Origin of the sequence: Patiriisocius sp. Uisw_047 (assembly GCF_047730165.1) — a bacterium.
Taxonomy (GTDB): Bacteria; Bacteroidota; Bacteroidia; order Flavobacteriales; family Flavobacteriaceae; genus Patiriisocius.
The window spans coordinates 1,516,965-1,536,047 of record NZ_CP159834.1 but is presented as its reverse complement, the minus strand read 5'-3'; the positions used below and the strand labels follow the sequence as shown (position 1 = coordinate 1,536,047).

The following is a 19,083-nucleotide window of genomic DNA, read 5'->3' as shown; positions in this document are numbered from 1 at the left end:
AGCGAAAGCTTTAGAACTTTTTTAAGACAAATTGAATATAAATAATCACTAACCTCTAATATCTCACACATGAAAAAATCAATTTTTAGCGCCCTAGTCATAACACTAGTAGCGCTTATTTCTACAAATGTAGCGGCTCAAGAATTCAGCCCTCTAGACAAAAGCCCAATGGATCAAGCAACCTACCCATCTGACTATAAGGATGCTAACAAAATGGTGAAAGTAACTTACGGTAGACCACAACTTAAAGATCGCCCAATATCAAAACTAGCGCCTAATGGCGACGTTTGGAGAACTGGAGCTAACGAAGCAGCAGAGATCACGCTGTATCAAGATATGATGCTAGGTAAGCAGTTGGTTAAAAAAGGAACCTACACGATGTACACAATACCAGGAGAGACAAGCTGGATAACAATTTTGAGCACTGATCTTAATGTTTGGGGATCTTATTATTACAATAAGAAAAACGATGTCGTACGCATCAGCTCTGAAAAGATGAAGGATGAAGAAAAGCTAGAAGCTTTTTCAATTGCTTTTACAAAAGAAAAGAACGATATAGCAATGTATATGGGATGGGGAAATTTAAGAACTAAAACAATAATGACCCCTACTAAACAAAGCGCAACGGTTTTGATGAAGCAATAATCGCCGCAGCCTAAAGTATTAAAAAAAGCCACTCATTGAGTGGCTTTTTTTTATGGTATATTAAGATATTTATGTGTCTGCAAAGACACTACCCACTGAGGGTTTTCCATTACATACGCTACTATTTCTGGAATCATCTTATCACGCTTACTCCATTCTGGCTGCAAGAATAACTTGCAGTTGTCATTTACTTTAGCAGCTTGCTCTTCAGCAAAACGAAAATCATCTTTATTATAGACAATAACCTTTAACTCGTGCGCCGCGTCATAAACCTCAGGAGTCGGTAACTTCATTTTTTTTGGAGAAAGACAAATCCAATCCCAGGTACCACTTAATGTGTAGGCTCCAGAAGTTTCAATATGTGTATTTACTCCTTTAGATTTTAATAACTCCGTAAGCGGGTTCATATCCCACATTAAAGGTTCGCCCCCTGTGATTACAATCGTTTTAGAATACTTAGCAGCATTCTCTGCAATCGCCTCAATCGAAGTAGGCGGGTGAATATCCGGATTCCAACTCTCCTTTACATCGCACCAATGGCATCCTACATCGCACCCTCCTATTCTAATAAAATAAGCCGCGGTTCCTTTAAAATAACCTTCACCCTGAATCGTATAGAATTCTTCCATTAATGGAAGCACCACTCCTTTATCCACTTGTTCTTTTAACTCCTTTTGCATAGGTGGCAAAGATACCATGTTTGAATCCCTCACCAAACTTTATCTGCGGCTTACAGCCTTGAAAAGTTTGACCCTCCCAAAGGGAGGTTTAGGCTAAAAATTAAAATATCGCTAGCAGCTACAACGCCCTCCTAGTTTAGGGGTTGATAATACCTAATTCGATTGCACATAGGCTCCCAAAATTAAATCCCGCAATAAATGCGGAGCACACCATTCCCTTGATAAAGTGTAAGGAGCTTTGTTTGTGATTTTATCCGCAAAAATTTTTCTTATTTTTACAGCTATGGATTCCTTATACATTTACTTAGCAATTGCAGGCGTGTTGCTCATTATTTTTCTCGTAAACTTAAAGAAGAATAAATCTGTCAAGAAAAACAGAAAAACACGCAATTTCAAGAAGACCTACTACGACAGAAAAAAGGATGAACAATCAAAAAAATCGTGAGTTGTGAATCAAAAAAAGCTACTTAACTTATGATGAAATTAAAAAAAATATGAAAGTATACACAAAAACAGGAGACAAGGGAACCACCGCATTATTTGGCGGGACTCGTGTGCCTAAGCATCACATACGTATTGAAAGCTACGGAACTGTGGATGAACTAAATTCATACATCGGTCTTTTGCGAGATCAAGATATGGATCCTCGAAGTAAAGAAATTTTGGCGCATATTCAAAACAAACTCTTTACGGTGGGGGCTATTTTAGCAACACCCCCAGAAAAAGAGTTACTTAAAAACGGAAAAGAGCGCCTTAATATTTCTAAAATTAGTGAAGAAGAAATTGAATTGCTGGAGAAAGAAATGGATGTGATGAACGAGCGCCTCCCACCTATGACTCATTTTGTATTACCTGGCGGACATCCTACCGTGTCACATTGTCACGTAGCGCGCTGTGTGTGTCGCAGAGCAGAACGTTTAGCAACGCACCTACACGAAGTAGAACCTACAGATGAGCGGGTTATTAAATACCTAAACCGACTATCTGACTACCTATTTGTCTTGGCACGGAAGTTGTCTTTAGACCTAAAAGCTGACGAAGTTAAATGGATTCCGGAGAAGTTTTAAAAAATTAAGATTTCAGAAGTAATCCTCTTATAATCAATTACTTAAAAACGTTCTTATAAATATCGCATAAATAATCACCAATTTACTTGGCTAGTTCAGTTAAAAAATTATTTTTGCACAAAATTAAACAGCATTTTATGTACTGGACATTAGAATTAGCATCTTACCTAAGTGATGCGCCGTGGCCGGCAACAAAAGACGAATTAATCGATTACGCGATTAGAACTGGAGCTCCTCTTGAGGTTGTAGAAAATCTACAATCTATAGAAGACGAAGGTGATTCTTACGACTCGATAGATGAAATCTGGCCCGACTACCCTACAGATGAAGACTATTTGTGGAATGAAGATGAATATTAATCAGGGAAAATTTAATTAAATTATTCCGAATTATATAAAAGACAAACGCCGCTGATTTACAGCGGCTTTTTTTTTCAAAATACTGAACTAATAAACGGCAAACCTTTTGGGATAGCGGTTTTTTTTCAGTTTTTTTGTATTCCTTATTATGGCGAGGACAAACGCCCTTGAACACAACAACATCGCTCCACATAGGAGCTACCTATAAAACCAAAAAAATGGCATTTTTAGACAACCTTTTAAAAGTATTTGTTGGAGATAAATCCAAACAAGACATTAGCGAAATACAACCATACGTAGACAAGGTAAAAAGCTTTGAAGACGCTATGACTAAGTTATCTCTTGATGAGCTTAGAGCGAAGTCAGAATATTTCAGAAAAATAATTAAAGACGATCAAGCAGCACTTCAGTCTAAAATAGACAAATTGAAAGTGGATGCGGATGCTGAAGAAGATATCGACAAAAAAGAAGATATCTACAATGAAATAGATGCAGTTAAAAAAGAAGTCTACGAGGTAGAAAAAATCACTTTAGACACAATTCTTCCAGAAGCTTTCGCTGTAATCAAAGAAACAGCGAGACGTTTTAAAGAAAACAAAACCTTAACGGTTACTGCATCTGCATTTGACCGTGAATTAAGTGGAGAGAAAGCGTATGTTGCCTTAGATGGTGATCAAGCTATTTATCAAAACTCCTGGGATGCCGCAGGAAAAGAGATCACTTGGGATATGATACATTATGACGTGCAGCTCGTAGGTGGTGTTGCATTGCATCAAGGTAAAGTAGCAGAGATGCATACGGGAGAGGGTAAAACACTAGTGGCAACCTTGCCTGTTTACCTTAATGCGCTTGCTGGTCACGGTGTACACTTAGTAACAGTAAATGATTACCTAGCAAAACGTGATAGCGCCTGGATGGCTCCTATTTTTCAGTTTCACGGGATGAGTATCGATTGTATAGATTATCACAGACCTAACAGTGATGAACGTCGTGCTGCCTATAACGCAGATATTACATATGGTACGAATAACGAATTTGGTTTTGACTACCTGCGTGATAATATGGCGCACGCTACTGGAGATCTTGTTCAACGACCGCACCACTATGCGATTGTTGATGAGGTAGATAGTGTGTTAATTGATGATGCAAGAACACCGCTTATCATTTCTGGCCAAGTAACTGATGGCGATCGTCACGAGTTTAACGAACTGAAACCAAAAATTCAAGATATTGTAGATGTACAACGTAAGTATCTTACGGGCGTACTATCGGATGCTAAAAAACTAATCAAAGAGGGAGACGCTAAAGAAGGTGGTTTCCAATTATTAAGAGTATACAGAGGTTTACCAAAGAATAAAGCACTTATCAAATTTCTTTCTGAAGATGGAGTTCGCCAGATTTTGCAAAAAACGGAGAACACCTACATGGCAGACAATAACCGTGAGATGCCTAAGATTGATGCAGAGCTTTACTTTGTAATTGAAGAAAAAAATAACCAGATAGAACTTACAGATAAAGGGGTAGATTTTATATCTGGTGCAGACAATCCAGACTTTTTTGTGATGCCTGAGATTGGGATGGAGATTTCTAAAATTGAAAAGAAAGGTTTAGAAAAAGAAGAGGAAGCTAAAGAGAAAGAAGTATTGTTCCGCGACTACGGAATAAAAAGTGAGCGTATTCATGCGCTGAACCAATTACTAAAAGCTTACACTTTATTTGAAAAAGACACGCAGTATGTCGTGATGGAGAATAAAGTAATGATCGTAGATGAGCAAACCGGTCGTATTATGGATGGGCGTCGTTACAGTGACGGACTTCACCAAGCAATTGAAGCTAAGGAAAGCGTAAAGATTGAAGCACTTACACAAACCTATGCTACGGTAACATTACAGAACTACTTTAGAATGTACAAAAAACTGTCTGGTATGACAGGTACGGCAGTTACTGAAGCAGGGGAGCTTTGGGAAATCTACAAACTTGATGTAGTAGAGATTCCTACAAACAGACCTATTGCTCGAGAAGATAGAGAAGACAAAATTTACAAGACAAAACGCGAAAAATACAACGCGGTTATTGACGAAGTTACAGAACTTTCTAATCAAGGAAGACCTGTCTTAATTGGTACAACTTCCGTAGAAATTTCTGAGTTATTGAGTAGAATGTTGGGTATTCGGGGTATTACGCACAATACGCTGAATGCTAAGATGCACAAGAAAGAAGCAGATATCGTTGCCGAAGCTGGTGATGCCGGAGTCGTTACTATCGCAACAAACATGGCTGGTCGTGGTACCGATATTAAATTAAGTGATGCCGTAAAAAAAGCTGGTGGTCTTGCCATCGTAGGTACAGAGCGTCACGACTCTAGACGTGTAGACAGGCAGTTAAGAGGTCGTTCTGGTCGTCAAGGAGATCCGGGAAGTTCGCAATTTTACGTGTCTCTTGAAGACAACTTAATGAGACTTTTTGGTAGTGAGCGAATCGCTAAGATGATGGATAGAATGGGATTGAAAGAAGGTGAAGTGATTCAGCATTCTATGATTTCTAAATCTATTGAGCGTGCACAGAAGAAAGTAGAGGAGAATAACTTTGGGGTTCGTAAACGCCTTTTAGAGTATGATGATGTAATGAATGCACAACGTGAAGTGGTTTACAAGCGTCGTTATAACGCACTCTTTGGTGAAAGGCTTCGCGTTGATATCGCAAATATGGTATATGATACTGCGGAAATAATCACAGAAGCAAACAAAGGTGCACAAGATTACAAAAACTTTGAGTTTGAATTAATTCGTTACTTCTCAACAAGCTCTCCAGTAACGGAAGCTGAATTTGAAAAATTACCGATTCAAGAAATCACTGGTAAAGTGTATAAAGCTGCTTTTGCTCATTATAAAGAGAAAATGGAGCGTAATGCTGAAATGGCATTTCCAGTTATCAAAAATGTGTACGAAACACAAGCTGATAAATACAAACGTATTTTAGTGCCTTTTACAGATGGTGTTAAAACGCTTAATGTCGCTACAGATCTTGAGAAAGCATACCAAACAAAAGGGAAACAATTAATAACAGACTTTGAAAAGAACATTACCCTAGCTATTATTGATGACTCTTGGAAAACACACCTTCGTAAGATGGATGAGTTAAAGCAATCTGTACAACTAGCGGTTCACGAACAAAAAGATCCTTTACTGATCTATAAGTTTGAAGCTTTTGAATTGTTTAAGAAGATGATTGAAAAAGTAAATAAGGAGGTGTTATCATTCTTATTTAAAGGAGAATTACCTAAAGAGAATCAACAACAGATAAAAGAAGCTCGCGAGGAAAGACGTGAACAAACACAGGAGCAGAAAGCAGAAATTCAGAATCTAGACGAGCGCTCTGCGCAATCTAGAAATGCAGGAGAAACACAACCTCAGCGTCAAGTAACAGAAACTATCACTCGTGAAATGCCAAAAATAGGCCGTAATGACAAGGTGACGATCAAGCACATAATGAGTGGTGAATCTAAGGAAGTGAAGTATAAGCAAGCTATTCCTCTTATCGCAAAAGGAGAATGGGTATTGACTGAAGCGTAGGCAGGAAGCTTAATAAAAATTAAAAATCTCGAAGTTTTAAAAGATTTCGAGATTTTTTTTGTGATTTTATTAATAGTACACCTTGGCAATGATGATAAGCCTTTTAGTATTTTTACTAGATCACTATTTCAATTATGAAAAAACCTAGAATCATCAAGTATTTTAAAATTGAATTAAAGTGGGCCATTATCTTTACCATAATGTCACTAGTATGGATATTGCTTGAGAAAACCCTAGGCTGGCACGCGGAAGAAGGTATTGCAGACCAGTGGTGGCTAACACTATTTTTCTTTCCATTTGCTATCATAATTTACTGGCTTGCCATGCGAGAAACAAGAAGACGAATTTACAAAAAAGTAATATCCTGGACAGAGTGTTTTTTATCTGGTCTATTAATGGCTTTTTTCGTAGCACTACTAACACCATTAGCGCAGTACATAACACACGATTTTATAACTCCAGAATACTTTGAGACTGTGAAGAACTACTCGGTCACTAATGACTTCATGAAAATTGAAGAGGCTAATGAATACTTTAACATTAACAACTATCGATGGAAAGCTGCTATCGGAGCTTTTTTAGGCGGAACAGTAGTTGCTGCCATAGGAGCTTTATTTTTGCGCACTTCTCATAAACCAGCATCTAAAATCACCCAATAATTATAGCGATTATTGCAAAATCAAATTACTATACGCAGCGCTTATTAAAATTTCGCGTTCTGTATCCCTAGATTTGTGATATCCATCAACTAGCACTCTATCGTACTGTTTGCGTTGACTCAGCTCCATATTCTTATTATATCTAAGGGTAGATCGCTTTCCGCTAAAGGAAACAGTGAATGAAGACGAAGGTATAATAATCCCTGTATCTGTATTATCAAGCCTAAGATCAATCTTCTTAAAATTATCACTCACTTTATCTATACGCAAAGCACCAAATGCTGATGTAATTTTTGCACTAGTTTCTAAAGTCCCAATGATCACTCCACTTGAGTTAGATGTCAGACTAATTTCACCTACCGTATTCAAGGTACATCTGTCTACAAATTTTACATACAGCTTACCATTTTTCCAATCGTTAATCACTACCGGAGCATAAGCCGCCGTGATATTAGTTTCTGCTCCTCCAATACTCTCCGCTTGAAACGGCGCATAATTAAGCACCGCCTTTACGTTACTCGCGCTGGCCATTCTTATCTCACCGTGACGCACATTAATCTCCGTTGCCGTTTCCTTAGGCATCCGGATAATCAGTGTTTTCTTTCCACGAGGAATCTTATTGACCGTACCGTTTGTAGATCCTTCTATGACATAGGTTTTGTTCCCATTTTCATCTGTCTCTACTTTTTGAGTGTAGCTCATCCCACTATTCTTAAACTGCGCTTCCATCTTCTTCATCGTCACTTCCATCTGGTTTTCCATCTCCTTCATATTATCTTTACTCGTCACTCCTTCTTTTTCTGAACTTAGCATTTTCTTTTCAAAAGCTACCATATATTCTTTTGGGTTTTTCTGAAACGCCTCATAATCAAAATCTATCCCACTCATTTGAGACAATAGCGTATCTGTCATGCCTGGCATAGAAAACATAGAAGATTGACTTGCAAAGAAATCTTGCATAAATGGATCCGAAATAGAAACATTGGTCAAGGCATCCGTCATAGAATTTCTACCTAAAGGATTAGAAGGTCCTCCCATAGAATGCACTACAACCCCTTTATCCGTTTCTGTAATAGAGAAATCCCAGGCATCAAAAAGTCTTTGCTTTTCTTCTTTTGAAATATCATCACCCTCTATGAGCGCTTCAATCTCAATTTTGTTCTTATCCCAACTCTCAAATATAATCTGAGTGTAGGCAGTATTTAACTTCACTATCTTATCTGAAGCAGCTCTAAAACTCTCCACATATTTTTTCTGTCCGAAAACAGAAACTGAAACTAACAATACGCCAATGACAGTAACGCTAAGCTTGTATTGAATTAAATTGTTCATCATTTTGGTTTTTTAGTTCTTTTAATTTTTCCTTTAGTTTGAATAGCAATTCTAACCTAAATTTTAAATTATCTATCTGTGCAGTTAATATGGCTTCTGTAGGACCAACTTCTACCATTTCTACACTTAGCTCTTTATAAGCAGTGTCTAGATCTCCTAAACGTGCCATATACCCCGCCACTAATTCTTGATTTTCTTCAGAAAACTCGAGCGATGCTAACTGCACATTGATACTCGTTTTATAAAAATTCTCTATCTGTTTGAGTTCTGGCGATATATCTGCCATCGTCACTTGCTTTTCTACTTTGGTAACATCATCTACAACTACCATTTCTAAACCTTCTATCGCAGGTGTCCCTATGTTATTCCACCCAAAGATACCTAGTCCTATTATTAGCACAGCAGCTACCGCCCATTGTAACCAAGGAGATTTCTGTTTTTGTTTTTCTGAGCTCAACTCCTTTGCAAGTCTTGCTTCAAAACGAGCTTCATGACCCGCAGGAAGAGTGCTTTTAGCTTCCGGCCTATTACGCATCAATTTTCTAAGATCCTGTGCCATATCGTAAATGTTTAAGTGTTTCTTTGAGTTGAATACGGCCCCTGTGTAAAATAGTCCTTGATGTATTCTCACTCATATTCATTATTTCTCCTATTTCTTGATGGTCATAGCCTTCTAGCAAATACATCTGTATCACCACACTGTATTTTTCTGGTAAAGCAGCGATCGCCTTTTTCACCTCATCAACGGTACTTGACTCTGCGATATCCCAATCACTCTGTTCTTCGGCGATGTAGCCTACTTCTTCATTGAGCTGGATCATCTGCATCTTTTGAGCCTTAATAGCATCTAGACACGTATTAATTACAATACGCTTCAGCCACGCCCCAAACGTCACTTGACCACTAAACTGATGTATTTTTTTAAACGCTTTAATAAATCCTTCCTGCATAGCATCTTCGGCAGCAGCAGTGTCTTTCATATACCTGTTCGCAATAATATACATGCCCCTACTGTACTGCTTATAAAGCTGCATTTGGGCGCGCTGGCTATTATCTCTGCACTGTTCAACAAGTAATTGTTCAGACAATTGTTAGATGGTTTTGATTGCTGTTCGGGTTAAAGACGAGAAGATTGCTAGGCCGTTTCATAATGGGTTTCAATCTTTAAAATTTCATTAGTGATAAAGATAAAGGAGTTTAACGCTTTCGCGAAAATATCCATCTCATTATTAATTAATATATTTACAATTAATAAATTATAGATTATGAAAAGCAACTACCGCTCGATCCTTCTTGTTTTCGCGTTGAGCGTAACAACCATTACATTTGCTAATAAGTTAGGGGGTAACGATACGTGTACAGGCGCGGTCAATTTAAGCTGTGGCGATGTTTATACCGGTGACACCGCAGACAACACTGACACAGGTGGCAGTGCCGCACCAGATGAGTTTTACAAGTATACAGGAGATGGATCTCTTGAAGAAATCACCATTAGCTTATGTTCAGATATTACAGATTATGATAGTTATTTAAGGGTCTTTACAGACTGCACGTTCACTTCTGAAGTGATAGCAAATGATGACAGCTGCGAACTTCAATCTGAAGTGTCTTTTTTATCTGACGGTACCGCAACTTACTATATTATGGTAGAAGGGTACCAAGCGAACAGTGGTATGTATCAAATAGAAATCAATTGTGTCACTGGCTTGACAAACGACAGTTGCACTTTTGCCACTCCCATTACCTGCGGTGACGCCATAGCAGGTGAGACGACAATGGATACAGATTCTGGTTTTAATGAATCACCTGACGAATTTTTTATATTTACAGGAGATGGCTTTGAACAAGAGGTGACTGTAACTCTGTGTGACGGTGGTACAGACTACGATTCTTGGTTGCGTGTTTTTTCCGCCTGCGATTTGAATAATCAAATTACCAATAATGATGACACCTGCGAGCTTGCCTCTCAAGTAACGTTTGAATCTGACGGGATTTCCTCCTATATAATTATGGTAGAAGGATATCAAGCTAATAGCGGTGATTTTAGTCTTTCTATTTCTTGTTCAGGACCGCCTATGCCACCACCTAATGATTTGATAGAAAACGCTATTGAATTAGAAAATGATGGTTCCGGTTTTTATTATACAGACGAAAACGTAATGACCCAAGATGCAACAGCAGAAGAAGGTGGTACTATGAGTTGTTCGCTTGACGGAATAAATGGAGTTTGGTATAAGGGCTTGACGCAAACAAGTTATGAACTTTATGGCGCTATAAATTCTCCAGAAGGAATACGAGCCGTTATCTTTTTTACCGCCCCATCATTGAATGCCACCATCGATGAGTTAACTAAAATAGACAATGATTCTAATCCTTGTTTTACTGGTGACTCTGCTATTGCATACATCGATTTTCAAACGGTTTTTTATGCTTTTGCGGCAAATATGGGAGCTCCCTCAAATATTGACATCTCTGGCGTTACTCTTGGGATGGAAACAAATTTATTTTCTGGATTTACGATATTACCTAATCCAGCAAATGATTTTCTAAGCCTAGATAACAGTAATCCCATCGAACAGCTAAGAGTAATAAATGTTTTAGGTCAAACTATCTTATCTAAAAAAGTAGGGGCTACAAATACAAAAATTGACATTTCGGCTTTAAAGGTAGGCACCTATTTTGCAGAAGTGACTATTGAAGGTTCAACAAACACCTATCAATTTATCAAAAAGTAAAACGAGTATTCCTAAACGAAAAAAGCTCGAACCGTATGGCTCGAGCTTTTTTCATTTTTTAAAATTTTTATTTACTCGTCTAAAAGTAAATTAAGCGTAACCGTAATATTATCGCGAGTTGCCTTAGAGAACGGGCACACTTCATGTGCGCTATTTACTAAACGCTCCCCAGTTTCTATATCTACTCCAGGAATAAAACAGTCTAGGGTCGCCTCCAGTACAAAACCACCTTCTTCATCATCACAGAAACCAATGGTTGCTTCCACGCTTATTTGACTATCATCTATTTTAATATTCTTTGCCTTGGCAACTGCCTGTATCGCTCCTCCAAAACATGCCGCGTAAGCCGCTCCAAATAACTGCTCTGGATTTGCACCATCGCCTCCATCACCGCCCATACCTTTTGGTACAGAAAGGTTAAAATCAATAGGTCCTTCTTCAGACTTTACTTTTCCCGCTCTTCCTCCTAGGGCTGCAGAAGTTGCTTCATATAGTGTTTTCATCGTTTTATATTTTATGTATTGTAAGTGGTGACAATATACTACGAAGACTTTTTTATATAAAACATAGATTCATAAAATTGTCATAAATTCGTAGTATGGGAATCACAGGTAAGAACAAGTCGGCATTACATGAGCAGGAAGGCATAGCGCAACCTGATTCGTTTAATACCGCGGCTGCCCAAAAACTCATGCAGAACCGAAAGAAAAAGCAAGAGGTTATGCAACTCTTCTCCGGCATTCAAGCGGGAGATAAAACCGCTTTAAGCAGAAGTATTACCCTTATAGAAAGTACGGCGCCACACCATCAAGCTCAAGCAAAAGACCTAATTGCCTTATGCCTACCCTTGGCAAACAAGTCACAACGCATTGGTATTACAGGCGTTCCTGGCGTGGGCAAAAGCACCTTCATCGAAGCCTTTGGAAAATTACTCACCTCAAAAAACCGTAAAGTAGCGGTGCTCGCTGTAGACCCTAGTAGCTCCATAAGCAAAGGAAGCATTCTAGGAGATAAAACAAGAATGGAAGAGCTAGTCAAAGATGACAACGCCTTTATTCGTCCTTCAGCTAGTGGAGATTCACTTGGCGGCGTGGCGCGCAAAACCCGCGAGACCATCATACTCTGTGAAGCGGCAGGGTTTGACACCATTGTTATAGAAACCGTAGGCGTGGGTCAAAGCGAGACCACCGTTCACTCGATGACGGATTTCTTTTTACTACTGAAATTAGCCGGAGCGGGAGATGAGCTCCAAGGGATCAAACGCGGTATTATGGAAATGGCAGACACCATTGTTATTAATAAAGCCGATGGCGAAAATGTGCGAGCAGCAAAATTGGCCAAAGTAGAATTTAACAGAGCGCTGCATCTTTACCCTCCTAAAGAAAGCGACTGGACTCCAAAAACCCTTACCTGTAGCGCATTACAAAATGATGGCATACAAGAAGTATATGACATCATCGCCCAATACATTGAGCAAACCAGAGCATCAGACTATTTTCAACATAAACGGAATGAGCAAAATAAGTTCTGGTTATTGCAAACGATAGAGAGCCAACTCAAGACAGGTTTTTATTCAAATCCAAAAATCAAAGAGGAACTTAAAAAGCAATTGAAATTGATTGAAGAGAATAAAACTACTCCCTTTGAGGCTGCAGAGGTCTTAATTAAAAGCACGATAAAATAGTAGAATTAACTAATAAAACTCTCCCTAAACCAAGTCACCTGAGCTTCTAAACCTTCCTTCAAGGAGGTCTGAGGATTGTAGTTAAGTATGCGCCTTGCCTTATCAATATTTGCTTTGGTACGGGATTGATCTCCAGGCCGTGACGGTTGACGGTCTATTTTTACGGCGAACCCTAGAATCGATTCAACCGTTTCTATTCCCGTTTTGGTGGTGTTTTCTTCTTCGGTACCTAAGTTGAAAACTTCGCCGTTACAGGCTTCTTGATGATCGAGTACAGACACAATACCGTCTACAATATCTTGAACATAGGTAAAGCTACGTAGATGCTTAGCACTGCCTTCAAAAAGCGGAAACGGCTTTTTGTTTAGCCCGCAATCTATTAATCGCGTGTATAATTTATCTGGACGTTCTCGCGGGCCGTATACAGAATAGAGACGTAAAGAAGTTGCTTCTAGCAATCCGCGACGACTATATGCTAGCACGAGCTGCTCTGCAGCCTGTTTAGTCACACCATACCAAGATGCTGGTAATGGAGCTTGGTCTTCAGTCAATGTTGCTTCGAGTCCATATATAGAGGATGTGGCAATATTAACAAAGTAAGGTTTTGAAGAAAGTGTTTCTATCACATCAAGCATCCGCTGTGTTGCCAGAAAATTATTAGTGTAATAATCTTCAAAACTAGAACTAGCAGAAATACCAGGCTGTGCGGCAAAATGAAATATAGCATCTATTTCATTAGTGATTAGAGTGCTTGTATCATCAGTTCTTAGGTCTAAATGATGAATGGTGATATTTTGTTTCCTTAAAATTTCAGCATTAAGCTCTTTCAAAGCTACATCATAATAAGGAGAAAAATTATCAATACCGATTACGGTATGTCCCAATGAATGGAGTCGCTCACAGGTGTGAGAACCAATAAATCCAGCGGCACCGGTAACAAGAATTTTCAAAAGCAAAGAGATTTTATGAAGATACAAAGTAACATATTTTTTAGCTTCTTTCAAGGGTATCGTAAAGTCTTTAAAAAAAGGATATTTTTGCACAAACCGCCGCAGCTATGAACCAATTTACGATTATCGTTCCTGTGTATAATGAGCAGGATAATCTCACTCGCGTGGAGCAAGAGCTACTGGCTTATATACAAATTGCAAGTAAAAAAACATCCATACTTTTTGTCAACGACGGCTCTAAGGACGACAGTCAAACAATGATTGAAGATATTTGTGCACGTAATGAGACATTCTCGTTTGTATCATTTAAAGAAAATAGAGGCTTGAGTGCTGCCATAAAGGCGGGTTTTGACGCTGTAGAAACAGAATACGTAGGCTACATAGACAGTGACTTGCAAACGGCCCCTTCAGACTTTAATATCTTACTAGAAAAAATAGGAGCATATGATCTTGTGACGGGTGTTCGTGCCAATCGCAAAGACAGCTTTGTAAAAAACATGTCATCTAAAATTGCCAATGGAATCCGTCGCAGTTTCACACATGATGGGATGGATGACACGGGCTGCCCATTAAAAGTAATTAAAACAGATTTTGCAAAACGCATCCCTATGTTTAAAGGGCTGCATCGATTTTTACCCGCGATGATTTTATTGCAAAATGGCACCGTTTTACAAATACCCGTTCAACATTTCCCAAGGTTGGCAGGTGAAGCAAAGTTTGGTGTTTGGAATCGACTTGTTGGTCCTTTAATGGATTGCTTTGCTTATTTATGGATGAAGAAAAAATACATCAACTATGAGGTTGCAAAAAAAGGATGATAGAAATATTTAGCTATATCACCATCGTTGGGCTTACAGGGCAAGGTCTTTTTTTTAGCCGTTTCTTATTTCAATTGGTCCTTTCAGAAAAAAGCAAGAAAGTCATTACCCCTTCCATATTCTGGAAATTGAGTTTATTGGCTTCCATTATCTTCTTTATTTATGGGTATTTGCGTGAAGATTTTTCAATCATGCTTGGACAATCGATTACCTATTTTATTTACATCCGCAATTTACAATTGCAAGGTGAGTGGAAAAAATTACACAAGTTTTTTCAGATTTTAATTTTCATTTTTCCAGTACTTATTGGCGTGTATGCGTTTAACAATAATGTGATGGACTACAATACTTTTTTTAGAAACGAAAACATTCCAGGATGGCTACTTACCTTAGGTATTGTGGCTCAACTGGTGTTTATCTTTAGATTTATCTATCAATGGATTTCTTCGGAAAAGCACAAAAAATCGCACTTACCACTTGGCTTTTGGATCATTAGTCTATTAGGGTCTTCCCTCATTTTGACCTACTCCATTTTAAGAGAAGATCTTGTATTATTTCTAGCGCATTCTATTGGGATGCTCGTATACGCACGCAATATTTATTTATGGAGAAAAGAACACAAAGATGAAGTTTGAGACCAAACACATTTTATGGTTACTAGCGGCTTGTGTTGCTATCTTCTTTGTACATCTCGATGCGCTGCCAGTAAACATTATGGAGGCGCGCAACTTTGTGACTGCCCGCGAAATTTTGTTCGATGACAACTGGCTACTCACTACCATTAACGGTGACGCTCGTTACCAGAAACCACCATTGCCCACGTGGCTTACCGCTATTTCTGCAAGCCTTTTTGGTCTAGAATCTTTGTACGTATTGCGATTGCCTGCCGCTTTACTTGCAATGTTTGGCGTGTATTTCTTCTATCGTTTCATCAGCAAACTGACAAAACATTCAGAGCTCGCATTTATAAGTTCGCTTATTTTGATCACGTCATTCTATTTCACATTTGCCGGCCGTAATGGTCAGTGGGATATCTTTACCCACGGGTTTATGATGGCTGCAATTTATTTTTTATTCGAGTTTTTCTCTACTTCAGAAAAGCGCTATCGCAATGCCCTGTTGGCTGCACTTTTTATTGGACTCTCCTTTATGAGTAAAGGCCCTGTATCACTTTACGCGCTGCTTTTACCTTTTGTTATTGCGTATGGTATTGTATTTAAATTTAGAACATTTCAGAAAAAATGGCTGCCTTTCCTATTGCTCTTAGTTGTTGCCTTTGTCATTTCTGGCTGGTGGTATTGGTACACCTACACCTTTGATCCAGAAAACGTCACGCGTATTACCGATAAAGAAACGGCAAACTGGACCAGCTACAATGTGAAGCCTTTTTATTATTACTGGAGCTTCTTTATACAGACAGGGTTGTGGACAATCCCTGCATTTATAAGTCTTTTATATCCTTATTTAAAAAATAAGGTATGTAATAAAAAAGCGTATCTCTTTAGTTTTCTATGGACCATCATCGCAGTAATACTTTTATCAATCATCCCAGAAAAGAAGCAACGATATTTGCTCCCCGTGATACTCCCACTTGCTTTTAATACTGGGTTTTATATAGAATACCTCTTTCGTTCTTTTTCTGAAATGCGCAAGGTTAGAGAATCGGGACCTGTGTTTTTACATTTTGGAATCGTCGGGATAGTGGGCATCTTATTTCCTTTTGTTGCTGGGTATTTATTTTGGGGTGCGCTAGGAGATTATTTGTTTTGGTATATCGTGCTTTCTGCAGCTACTTCTATTGTAGGCTACTTTATTCTCTTTTCATTATACTATAGAAGAATTAAATCTGCGTTCTACGCTACCATTACTTTTACGGCTGTCATCTTAGTATTTGGCTTGCCTACTATTGGAATTTTAAACACAAACCCTGTCCAGAAAAACATGTCTCAATTAACCCTATGGGAGAAAAACAACAATATAAAAGTGTATGAGTTTTCTGCATTTACACCAGAGTTTTTGTGGTTTTATGGTGATAAAATGGAAAATGTGTATTTAGGTGAAAGTAAAGAATTAAGGCCTTCAGATGATGTGTTTGGTGTATTAGTAAACACGCAAACCGAAAAATGGTTTTTGCCGGCCTTTAACACATACGACCTAAAAATGGTAGATCAATATGACTTAAACCCAATGCCACTAGGAGAGAAGGGTCACAATAAACGACTACATCGCTATCTGTATGTGGTTTCTCCTAAGCAGTAATCCAACGCGCTTTTGCACGCATCAATAGTTTGTGAAAAACCCAACCAAAGACTCCACCTATAGCCATCCCCGTGATTACATCTAATGGATAATGAACACCTAAGTAAATACGACTGTACCCTATAAGAACTGCCCAAGCTAATAAGAAAAACGGTAGATAGTAATATTTAGATTTTAAAAGTAAGCTTACAAAAACCGCCGTTGCCATACTACTGGCGGCGTGTGCAGAAAAATAGCCATAACGGCCACAACGTTTTGCCACATAGCGGATGAACTCATCTAACTCTGCCACTTGACAAGGTCTGGGACGTTTAAATCCGTGTTTAAAGAAGTTGCCTAGTTGGTCTGTACATGTAATCATTAACGCGGTTGCAATTAAAATGAGCGCGGTCGTTTTAAGTCCAAACTGCTTATAAATTAGCACCAGCAAGAAAACATAGAGCGGAATTGACGACCATTTTTCGGTCGCAAAAAGCCAAAATCCATCCCAAGAAGTATTGCCTAATCCATTTAGGAAGAGGAAAAATTCTGTGTCATATTTCAGTAGTTGTTCTATCACTTTTACTCTTCGTAAAGCGCTACTTCTTTATCATAGAAGGCTGTCGCTTCATTGATAAAGTTTTCTGTTTCTGTTTCCAGTTCTTTCTGGTCGTGCTGGTCAAACTCTTCTAACCACTCCACCTCATCATTCTCAAGATTAATTATAAAACGCGGAAACTCTGTACGGATTATAAAAATAGCGTCTGGATAATCACTGTTATCGCCCATTAAATACTTCGGAATTTCCATATATCAACTTTGTTTATTTTATTAATTTTGAATCATTGAAAAATTGATTTCCTTAAATTACCCTTCTGTCTAAGGTGAAAATCGGAGGAAATTATTGTTCCAAAACTTCGGCAGTGCTCGCACTGCTTCTTAATTTTTTTGAAAGATAATTAAATCTCATAAATAATAATATTCCAGACACGGTAAGTCCTGCAAGTAATCCTATCCAGATCCCGCTGCTGGCATATGCGGTGTGCAAACCTAAGTAATATGAAATAGGGAAACCTACTAACCAGTAAGCAATAAAGGTAATCAAAGTGGGGATCATCACATCTTGCATGCCTCTTAAGGCACCTAATGCAACCACCTGTATCGTATCTGAAATCTGGAATACCGCAGCGATTAATAGTAAGGTGCCTGCGATACTAGCTACTTCTGTATTGTCTGCAAATTCTGCTAGATTATCAAAGTCCAAATACATTTTTGGCAATGCTGCATAAAAAACGAAAAGGAAGATCGCAAATACGGCAGCTAATATGGTAGACAGCAAAAAGATAGAAAACGCAATACGCCTCAATTCATCAAAACGTTTTAATCCTTTTTGATTCCCAACGCGAATCATTGCGGCTACACTAAAGCCCATCGCGACCATAAAGGTCATAGAAGCGAGGTTTAAGGCAATCTGGTTTGCAGCTTGTGGGTTTTTACCTAAGATTCCTGACAGCCATATAGCTGCGGTAAAAATGGCGACTTCAAAAAACATTTGCAAGGCAGATGGAACACCTAAGTTAGCAACTTTAGCCAACATCTTTTTTGAAAGTTTAAATAACTTGATGTGCACCACAAATGGTCGTGCCTTAGTATCCTTATAAAGTAGAAACCAAAGATAGATCACCATAATCACGCGTGAAGCTAAGGTACCAATTGCTGCTCCTACAATTCCTAATTCTGGAGCGCTAAACTTCCCAAAAATGAACATATAATTCAAAACCACATTGACCACGTTTGCCGCAATCGTAGCATACATAGGATATCGCGTGAGCGACAAGCCATCGCTAAATTGCTTAAAAGCTTGAAAGACTATCAGCGGAAACAATGATATAGCAACAAGATTAAGATATGGCATTGCGAGTGCAACAACTTCTTCTGGTTGTCCCATATGATACATTACAGGTTTTGCTAAAAAAATAGCGGCCACTAAAAAAGCGCCCAACACCGTACATAAAAACAAGCCGTGTTTAAAAGAAGACTTTCCTTGTTTAAAATTATTCTCACCATCTGCCTCAGCGACAAGTGGTGTTATAGCTGTAGAGAAACCGATCCCTAATGACATCGCGATAAACATAAAACTATTTCCCAAAGAAACAGCAGCAAGTTCTGCCGTCCCTAATTGCCCCACCATTATGTTATCTACAAGCGCCACAACGGTATGCCCTAGCATCCCCAATATAACTGGAGTTGCAAGCTTCAAATTGTATTTAAATTCTCGGGTGTACTGAGAGAGAAACAAGGCAATTGGTTTTCCGCAAAAATAGTCAACCTTGCCTGCAAAAGG

19 protein-coding genes are annotated in these 19,083 nt (G+C 38.6%); 10 read left to right on the top strand and 9 right to left on the bottom strand.

Translation table 11 applies throughout. The features are described 5' to 3' along the window. The first annotated feature begins 69 nt into the window (after nucleotides 1-69). Nucleotides 70-645, top strand: a complete 576-nt coding sequence (locus ABXT71_RS06905) for a DUF2911 domain-containing protein (RefSeq protein WP_415370607.1) — start codon at nucleotides 70-72, stop codon at nucleotides 643-645. Nucleotides 646-695: 50 nt separating this feature from the next. On the opposite strand, the gene ABXT71_RS06900 is transcribed toward ABXT71_RS06905, so the two are convergent. After that, nucleotides 696-1,343 (bottom strand): 7-carboxy-7-deazaguanine synthase QueE, encoded by a 648-nt coding sequence (locus ABXT71_RS06900; protein ID WP_415370606.1) that lies wholly within the window; start codon nucleotides 1,341-1,343, stop codon nucleotides 696-698. 476 nt (nucleotides 1,344-1,819) lie between these two features. Between ABXT71_RS06900 and ABXT71_RS06895 the strand changes: the two genes are divergently transcribed. The 4 genes from ABXT71_RS06895 to ABXT71_RS06880 all read left to right on the top strand — a co-directional run bounded on the left by ABXT71_RS06895 (nucleotide 1,820) and on the right by ABXT71_RS06880 (nucleotide 6,982). After that, nucleotides 1,820-2,392 (top strand): cob(I)yrinic acid a,c-diamide adenosyltransferase, encoded by a 573-nt coding sequence (locus ABXT71_RS06895; protein WP_415370605.1) that lies wholly within the window; start codon nucleotides 1,820-1,822, stop codon nucleotides 2,390-2,392. A gap of 137 nt (nucleotides 2,393-2,529) precedes the next feature. After that, nucleotides 2,530-2,751 (top strand): DUF2795 domain-containing protein, encoded by a 222-nt coding sequence (locus tag ABXT71_RS06890; RefSeq protein WP_367586306.1) that lies wholly within the window; start codon nucleotides 2,530-2,532, stop codon nucleotides 2,749-2,751. 218 nt (nucleotides 2,752-2,969) lie between these two features. After that, on the top strand, nucleotides 2,970-6,323 hold the full coding sequence (secA, locus tag ABXT71_RS06885) for a preprotein translocase subunit SecA (protein ID WP_415370604.1): 3,354 nt from the start codon (nucleotides 2,970-2,972) through the stop codon (nucleotides 6,321-6,323). Between the two features lie 134 nt (nucleotides 6,324-6,457). After that, nucleotides 6,458-6,982: a DUF4199 domain-containing protein gene (locus ABXT71_RS06880; protein ID WP_415370603.1), complete on the top strand. Its 525-nt coding sequence runs from the start codon at nucleotides 6,458-6,460 to the stop codon at nucleotides 6,980-6,982. A gap of 9 nt (nucleotides 6,983-6,991) precedes the next feature. On the opposite strand, the gene ABXT71_RS06875 is transcribed toward ABXT71_RS06880, so the two are convergent. The 3 genes from ABXT71_RS06875 to ABXT71_RS06865 are packed head-to-tail and all read right to left on the bottom strand — an operon-like array spanning nucleotide 6,992 to nucleotide 9,402. Continuing rightward, nucleotides 6,992-8,317 (bottom strand): hypothetical protein, encoded by a 1,326-nt coding sequence (locus ABXT71_RS06875; RefSeq protein WP_415370602.1) that lies wholly within the window; start codon nucleotides 8,315-8,317, stop codon nucleotides 6,992-6,994. After that, on the bottom strand, nucleotides 8,286-8,873 hold the full coding sequence (locus ABXT71_RS06870) for a hypothetical protein (RefSeq protein WP_415370601.1): 588 nt from the start codon (nucleotides 8,871-8,873) through the stop codon (nucleotides 8,286-8,288). Before ABXT71_RS06870 ends, ABXT71_RS06875 begins: the two co-directional genes overlap by 32 nt. Next, nucleotides 8,857-9,402 carry an RNA polymerase sigma factor gene (locus ABXT71_RS06865; RefSeq protein WP_415370600.1) on the bottom strand — a complete coding sequence of 182 codons (546 nt, stop codon included), beginning with the start codon at nucleotides 9,400-9,402 and terminating at the stop codon, nucleotides 8,857-8,859. The genes ABXT71_RS06870 and ABXT71_RS06865 overlap by 17 nt, the downstream gene beginning before the upstream one ends. Nucleotides 9,403-9,579: 177 nt before the next feature. Between ABXT71_RS06865 and ABXT71_RS06860 the strand changes: the two genes are divergently transcribed. After that, nucleotides 9,580-11,049 carry a T9SS type A sorting domain-containing protein gene (locus tag ABXT71_RS06860; RefSeq protein ID WP_415370599.1) on the top strand — a complete coding sequence of 490 codons (1,470 nt, stop codon included), beginning with the start codon at nucleotides 9,580-9,582 and terminating at the stop codon, nucleotides 11,047-11,049. A 71-nt stretch (nucleotides 11,050-11,120) separates the two neighbouring features. On the opposite strand, the gene ABXT71_RS06855 is transcribed toward ABXT71_RS06860, so the two are convergent. Beyond that, entirely contained in the window at nucleotides 11,121-11,552 is a 432-nt protein-coding gene (locus ABXT71_RS06855) for an Ohr family peroxiredoxin (RefSeq protein ID WP_415370598.1), read from the bottom strand. A 95-nt stretch (nucleotides 11,553-11,647) separates the two neighbouring features. Between ABXT71_RS06855 and meaB the strand changes: the two genes are divergently transcribed. Then, entirely contained in the window at nucleotides 11,648-12,733 is a 1,086-nt protein-coding gene (gene meaB / locus ABXT71_RS06850) for a methylmalonyl Co-A mutase-associated GTPase MeaB (protein ID WP_415370597.1), read from the top strand. A 5-nt stretch (nucleotides 12,734-12,738) separates the two neighbouring features. Here meaB and ABXT71_RS06845 read toward each other — a convergent pair whose 3' ends face one another. Continuing rightward, nucleotides 12,739-13,683, bottom strand: coding sequence for an NAD-dependent epimerase/dehydratase family protein (locus ABXT71_RS06845; RefSeq protein WP_415370596.1), 945 nt, complete (start codon nucleotides 13,681-13,683; stop codon nucleotides 12,739-12,741). 107 nt (nucleotides 13,684-13,790) lie between these two features. Here ABXT71_RS06845 and ABXT71_RS06840 point away from each other — a divergent pair, with 107 nt between their 5' ends. Genes ABXT71_RS06840 through ABXT71_RS06830 form a run of 3 tightly spaced genes read left to right on the top strand, consistent with a single transcriptional unit; the run spans nucleotide 13,791 to nucleotide 16,760 of the window. Next, nucleotides 13,791-14,501 carry a glycosyltransferase family 2 protein gene (locus ABXT71_RS06840; RefSeq protein WP_415370595.1) on the top strand — a complete coding sequence of 237 codons (711 nt, stop codon included), beginning with the start codon at nucleotides 13,791-13,793 and terminating at the stop codon, nucleotides 14,499-14,501. Next, nucleotides 14,498-15,136 carry a lipid-A-disaccharide synthase N-terminal domain-containing protein gene (locus ABXT71_RS06835; RefSeq protein ID WP_415370594.1) on the top strand — a complete coding sequence of 213 codons (639 nt, stop codon included), beginning with the start codon at nucleotides 14,498-14,500 and terminating at the stop codon, nucleotides 15,134-15,136. The genes ABXT71_RS06840 and ABXT71_RS06835 overlap by 4 nt, the downstream gene beginning before the upstream one ends. Then, on the top strand, nucleotides 15,126-16,760 hold the full coding sequence (locus ABXT71_RS06830) for an ArnT family glycosyltransferase (protein WP_415370593.1): 1,635 nt from the start codon (nucleotides 15,126-15,128) through the stop codon (nucleotides 16,758-16,760). The genes ABXT71_RS06835 and ABXT71_RS06830 overlap by 11 nt, the downstream gene beginning before the upstream one ends. On the opposite strand, the gene ABXT71_RS06825 is transcribed toward ABXT71_RS06830, so the two are convergent. From ABXT71_RS06825 to ABXT71_RS06815, 3 genes are all read right to left on the bottom strand, one after another. After that, a complete protein-coding gene (locus ABXT71_RS06825) occupies nucleotides 16,750-17,319 on the bottom strand; it encodes a phosphatase PAP2 family protein (protein ID WP_415370592.1) in 570 nt (189 codons plus the stop codon). The genes ABXT71_RS06830 and ABXT71_RS06825 overlap by 11 nt on opposite strands. A 2-nt stretch (nucleotides 17,320-17,321) precedes the next feature. Beyond that, complete coding sequence (locus ABXT71_RS06820; RefSeq protein WP_415370591.1) at nucleotides 17,322-17,549, bottom strand: hypothetical protein; 228 nt, start codon at nucleotides 17,547-17,549, stop codon at nucleotides 17,322-17,324. A gap of 91 nt (nucleotides 17,550-17,640) precedes the next feature. Beyond that, complete coding sequence (locus tag ABXT71_RS06815; RefSeq protein ID WP_415370590.1) at nucleotides 17,641-19,038, bottom strand: MATE family efflux transporter; 1,398 nt, start codon at nucleotides 19,036-19,038, stop codon at nucleotides 17,641-17,643. Between the last annotated feature and the right edge of the window lie 45 nt (nucleotides 19,039-19,083).

What these genes read in the sequence shown, in the direction of transcription:
- ABXT71_RS06905 (WP_415370607.1), top strand. Translation starts at nt 70, where the DNA reads ATGAAAAAATCAATTTTTAGCGCCCTAGTCATAACACTAGTAGCGCTT.
- ABXT71_RS06900 (WP_415370606.1), bottom strand. Translation starts at nt 1,343, where the DNA reads ATGGTATCTTTGCCACCTATGCAAAAGGAGTTAAAAGAACAAGTGGAT.
- ABXT71_RS06895 (WP_415370605.1), top strand. Translation starts at nt 1,820, where the DNA reads ATGAAAGTATACACAAAAACAGGAGACAAGGGAACCACCGCATTATTT.
- ABXT71_RS06890 (WP_367586306.1), top strand. Translation starts at nt 2,530, where the DNA reads ATGTACTGGACATTAGAATTAGCATCTTACCTAAGTGATGCGCCGTGG.
- secA (WP_415370604.1), top strand. Translation starts at nt 2,970, where the DNA reads ATGGCATTTTTAGACAACCTTTTAAAAGTATTTGTTGGAGATAAATCC.
- ABXT71_RS06880 (WP_415370603.1), top strand. Translation starts at nt 6,458, where the DNA reads ATGAAAAAACCTAGAATCATCAAGTATTTTAAAATTGAATTAAAGTGG.
- ABXT71_RS06875 (WP_415370602.1), bottom strand. Translation starts at nt 8,317, where the DNA reads ATGATGAACAATTTAATTCAATACAAGCTTAGCGTTACTGTCATTGGC.
- ABXT71_RS06870 (WP_415370601.1), bottom strand. Translation starts at nt 8,873, where the DNA reads ATGGCACAGGATCTTAGAAAATTGATGCGTAATAGGCCGGAAGCTAAA.
- ABXT71_RS06860 (WP_415370599.1), top strand. Translation starts at nt 9,580, where the DNA reads ATGAAAAGCAACTACCGCTCGATCCTTCTTGTTTTCGCGTTGAGCGTA.
- ABXT71_RS06855 (WP_415370598.1), bottom strand. Translation starts at nt 11,552, where the DNA reads ATGAAAACACTATATGAAGCAACTTCTGCAGCCCTAGGAGGAAGAGCG.
- meaB (WP_415370597.1), top strand. Translation starts at nt 11,648, where the DNA reads ATGGGAATCACAGGTAAGAACAAGTCGGCATTACATGAGCAGGAAGGC.
- ABXT71_RS06840 (WP_415370595.1), top strand. Translation starts at nt 13,791, where the DNA reads ATGAACCAATTTACGATTATCGTTCCTGTGTATAATGAGCAGGATAAT.
- ABXT71_RS06835 (WP_415370594.1), top strand. Translation starts at nt 14,498, where the DNA reads ATGATAGAAATATTTAGCTATATCACCATCGTTGGGCTTACAGGGCAA.
- ABXT71_RS06830 (WP_415370593.1), top strand. Translation starts at nt 15,126, where the DNA reads ATGAAGTTTGAGACCAAACACATTTTATGGTTACTAGCGGCTTGTGTT.
- ABXT71_RS06820 (WP_415370591.1), bottom strand. Translation starts at nt 17,549, where the DNA reads ATGGAAATTCCGAAGTATTTAATGGGCGATAACAGTGATTATCCAGAC.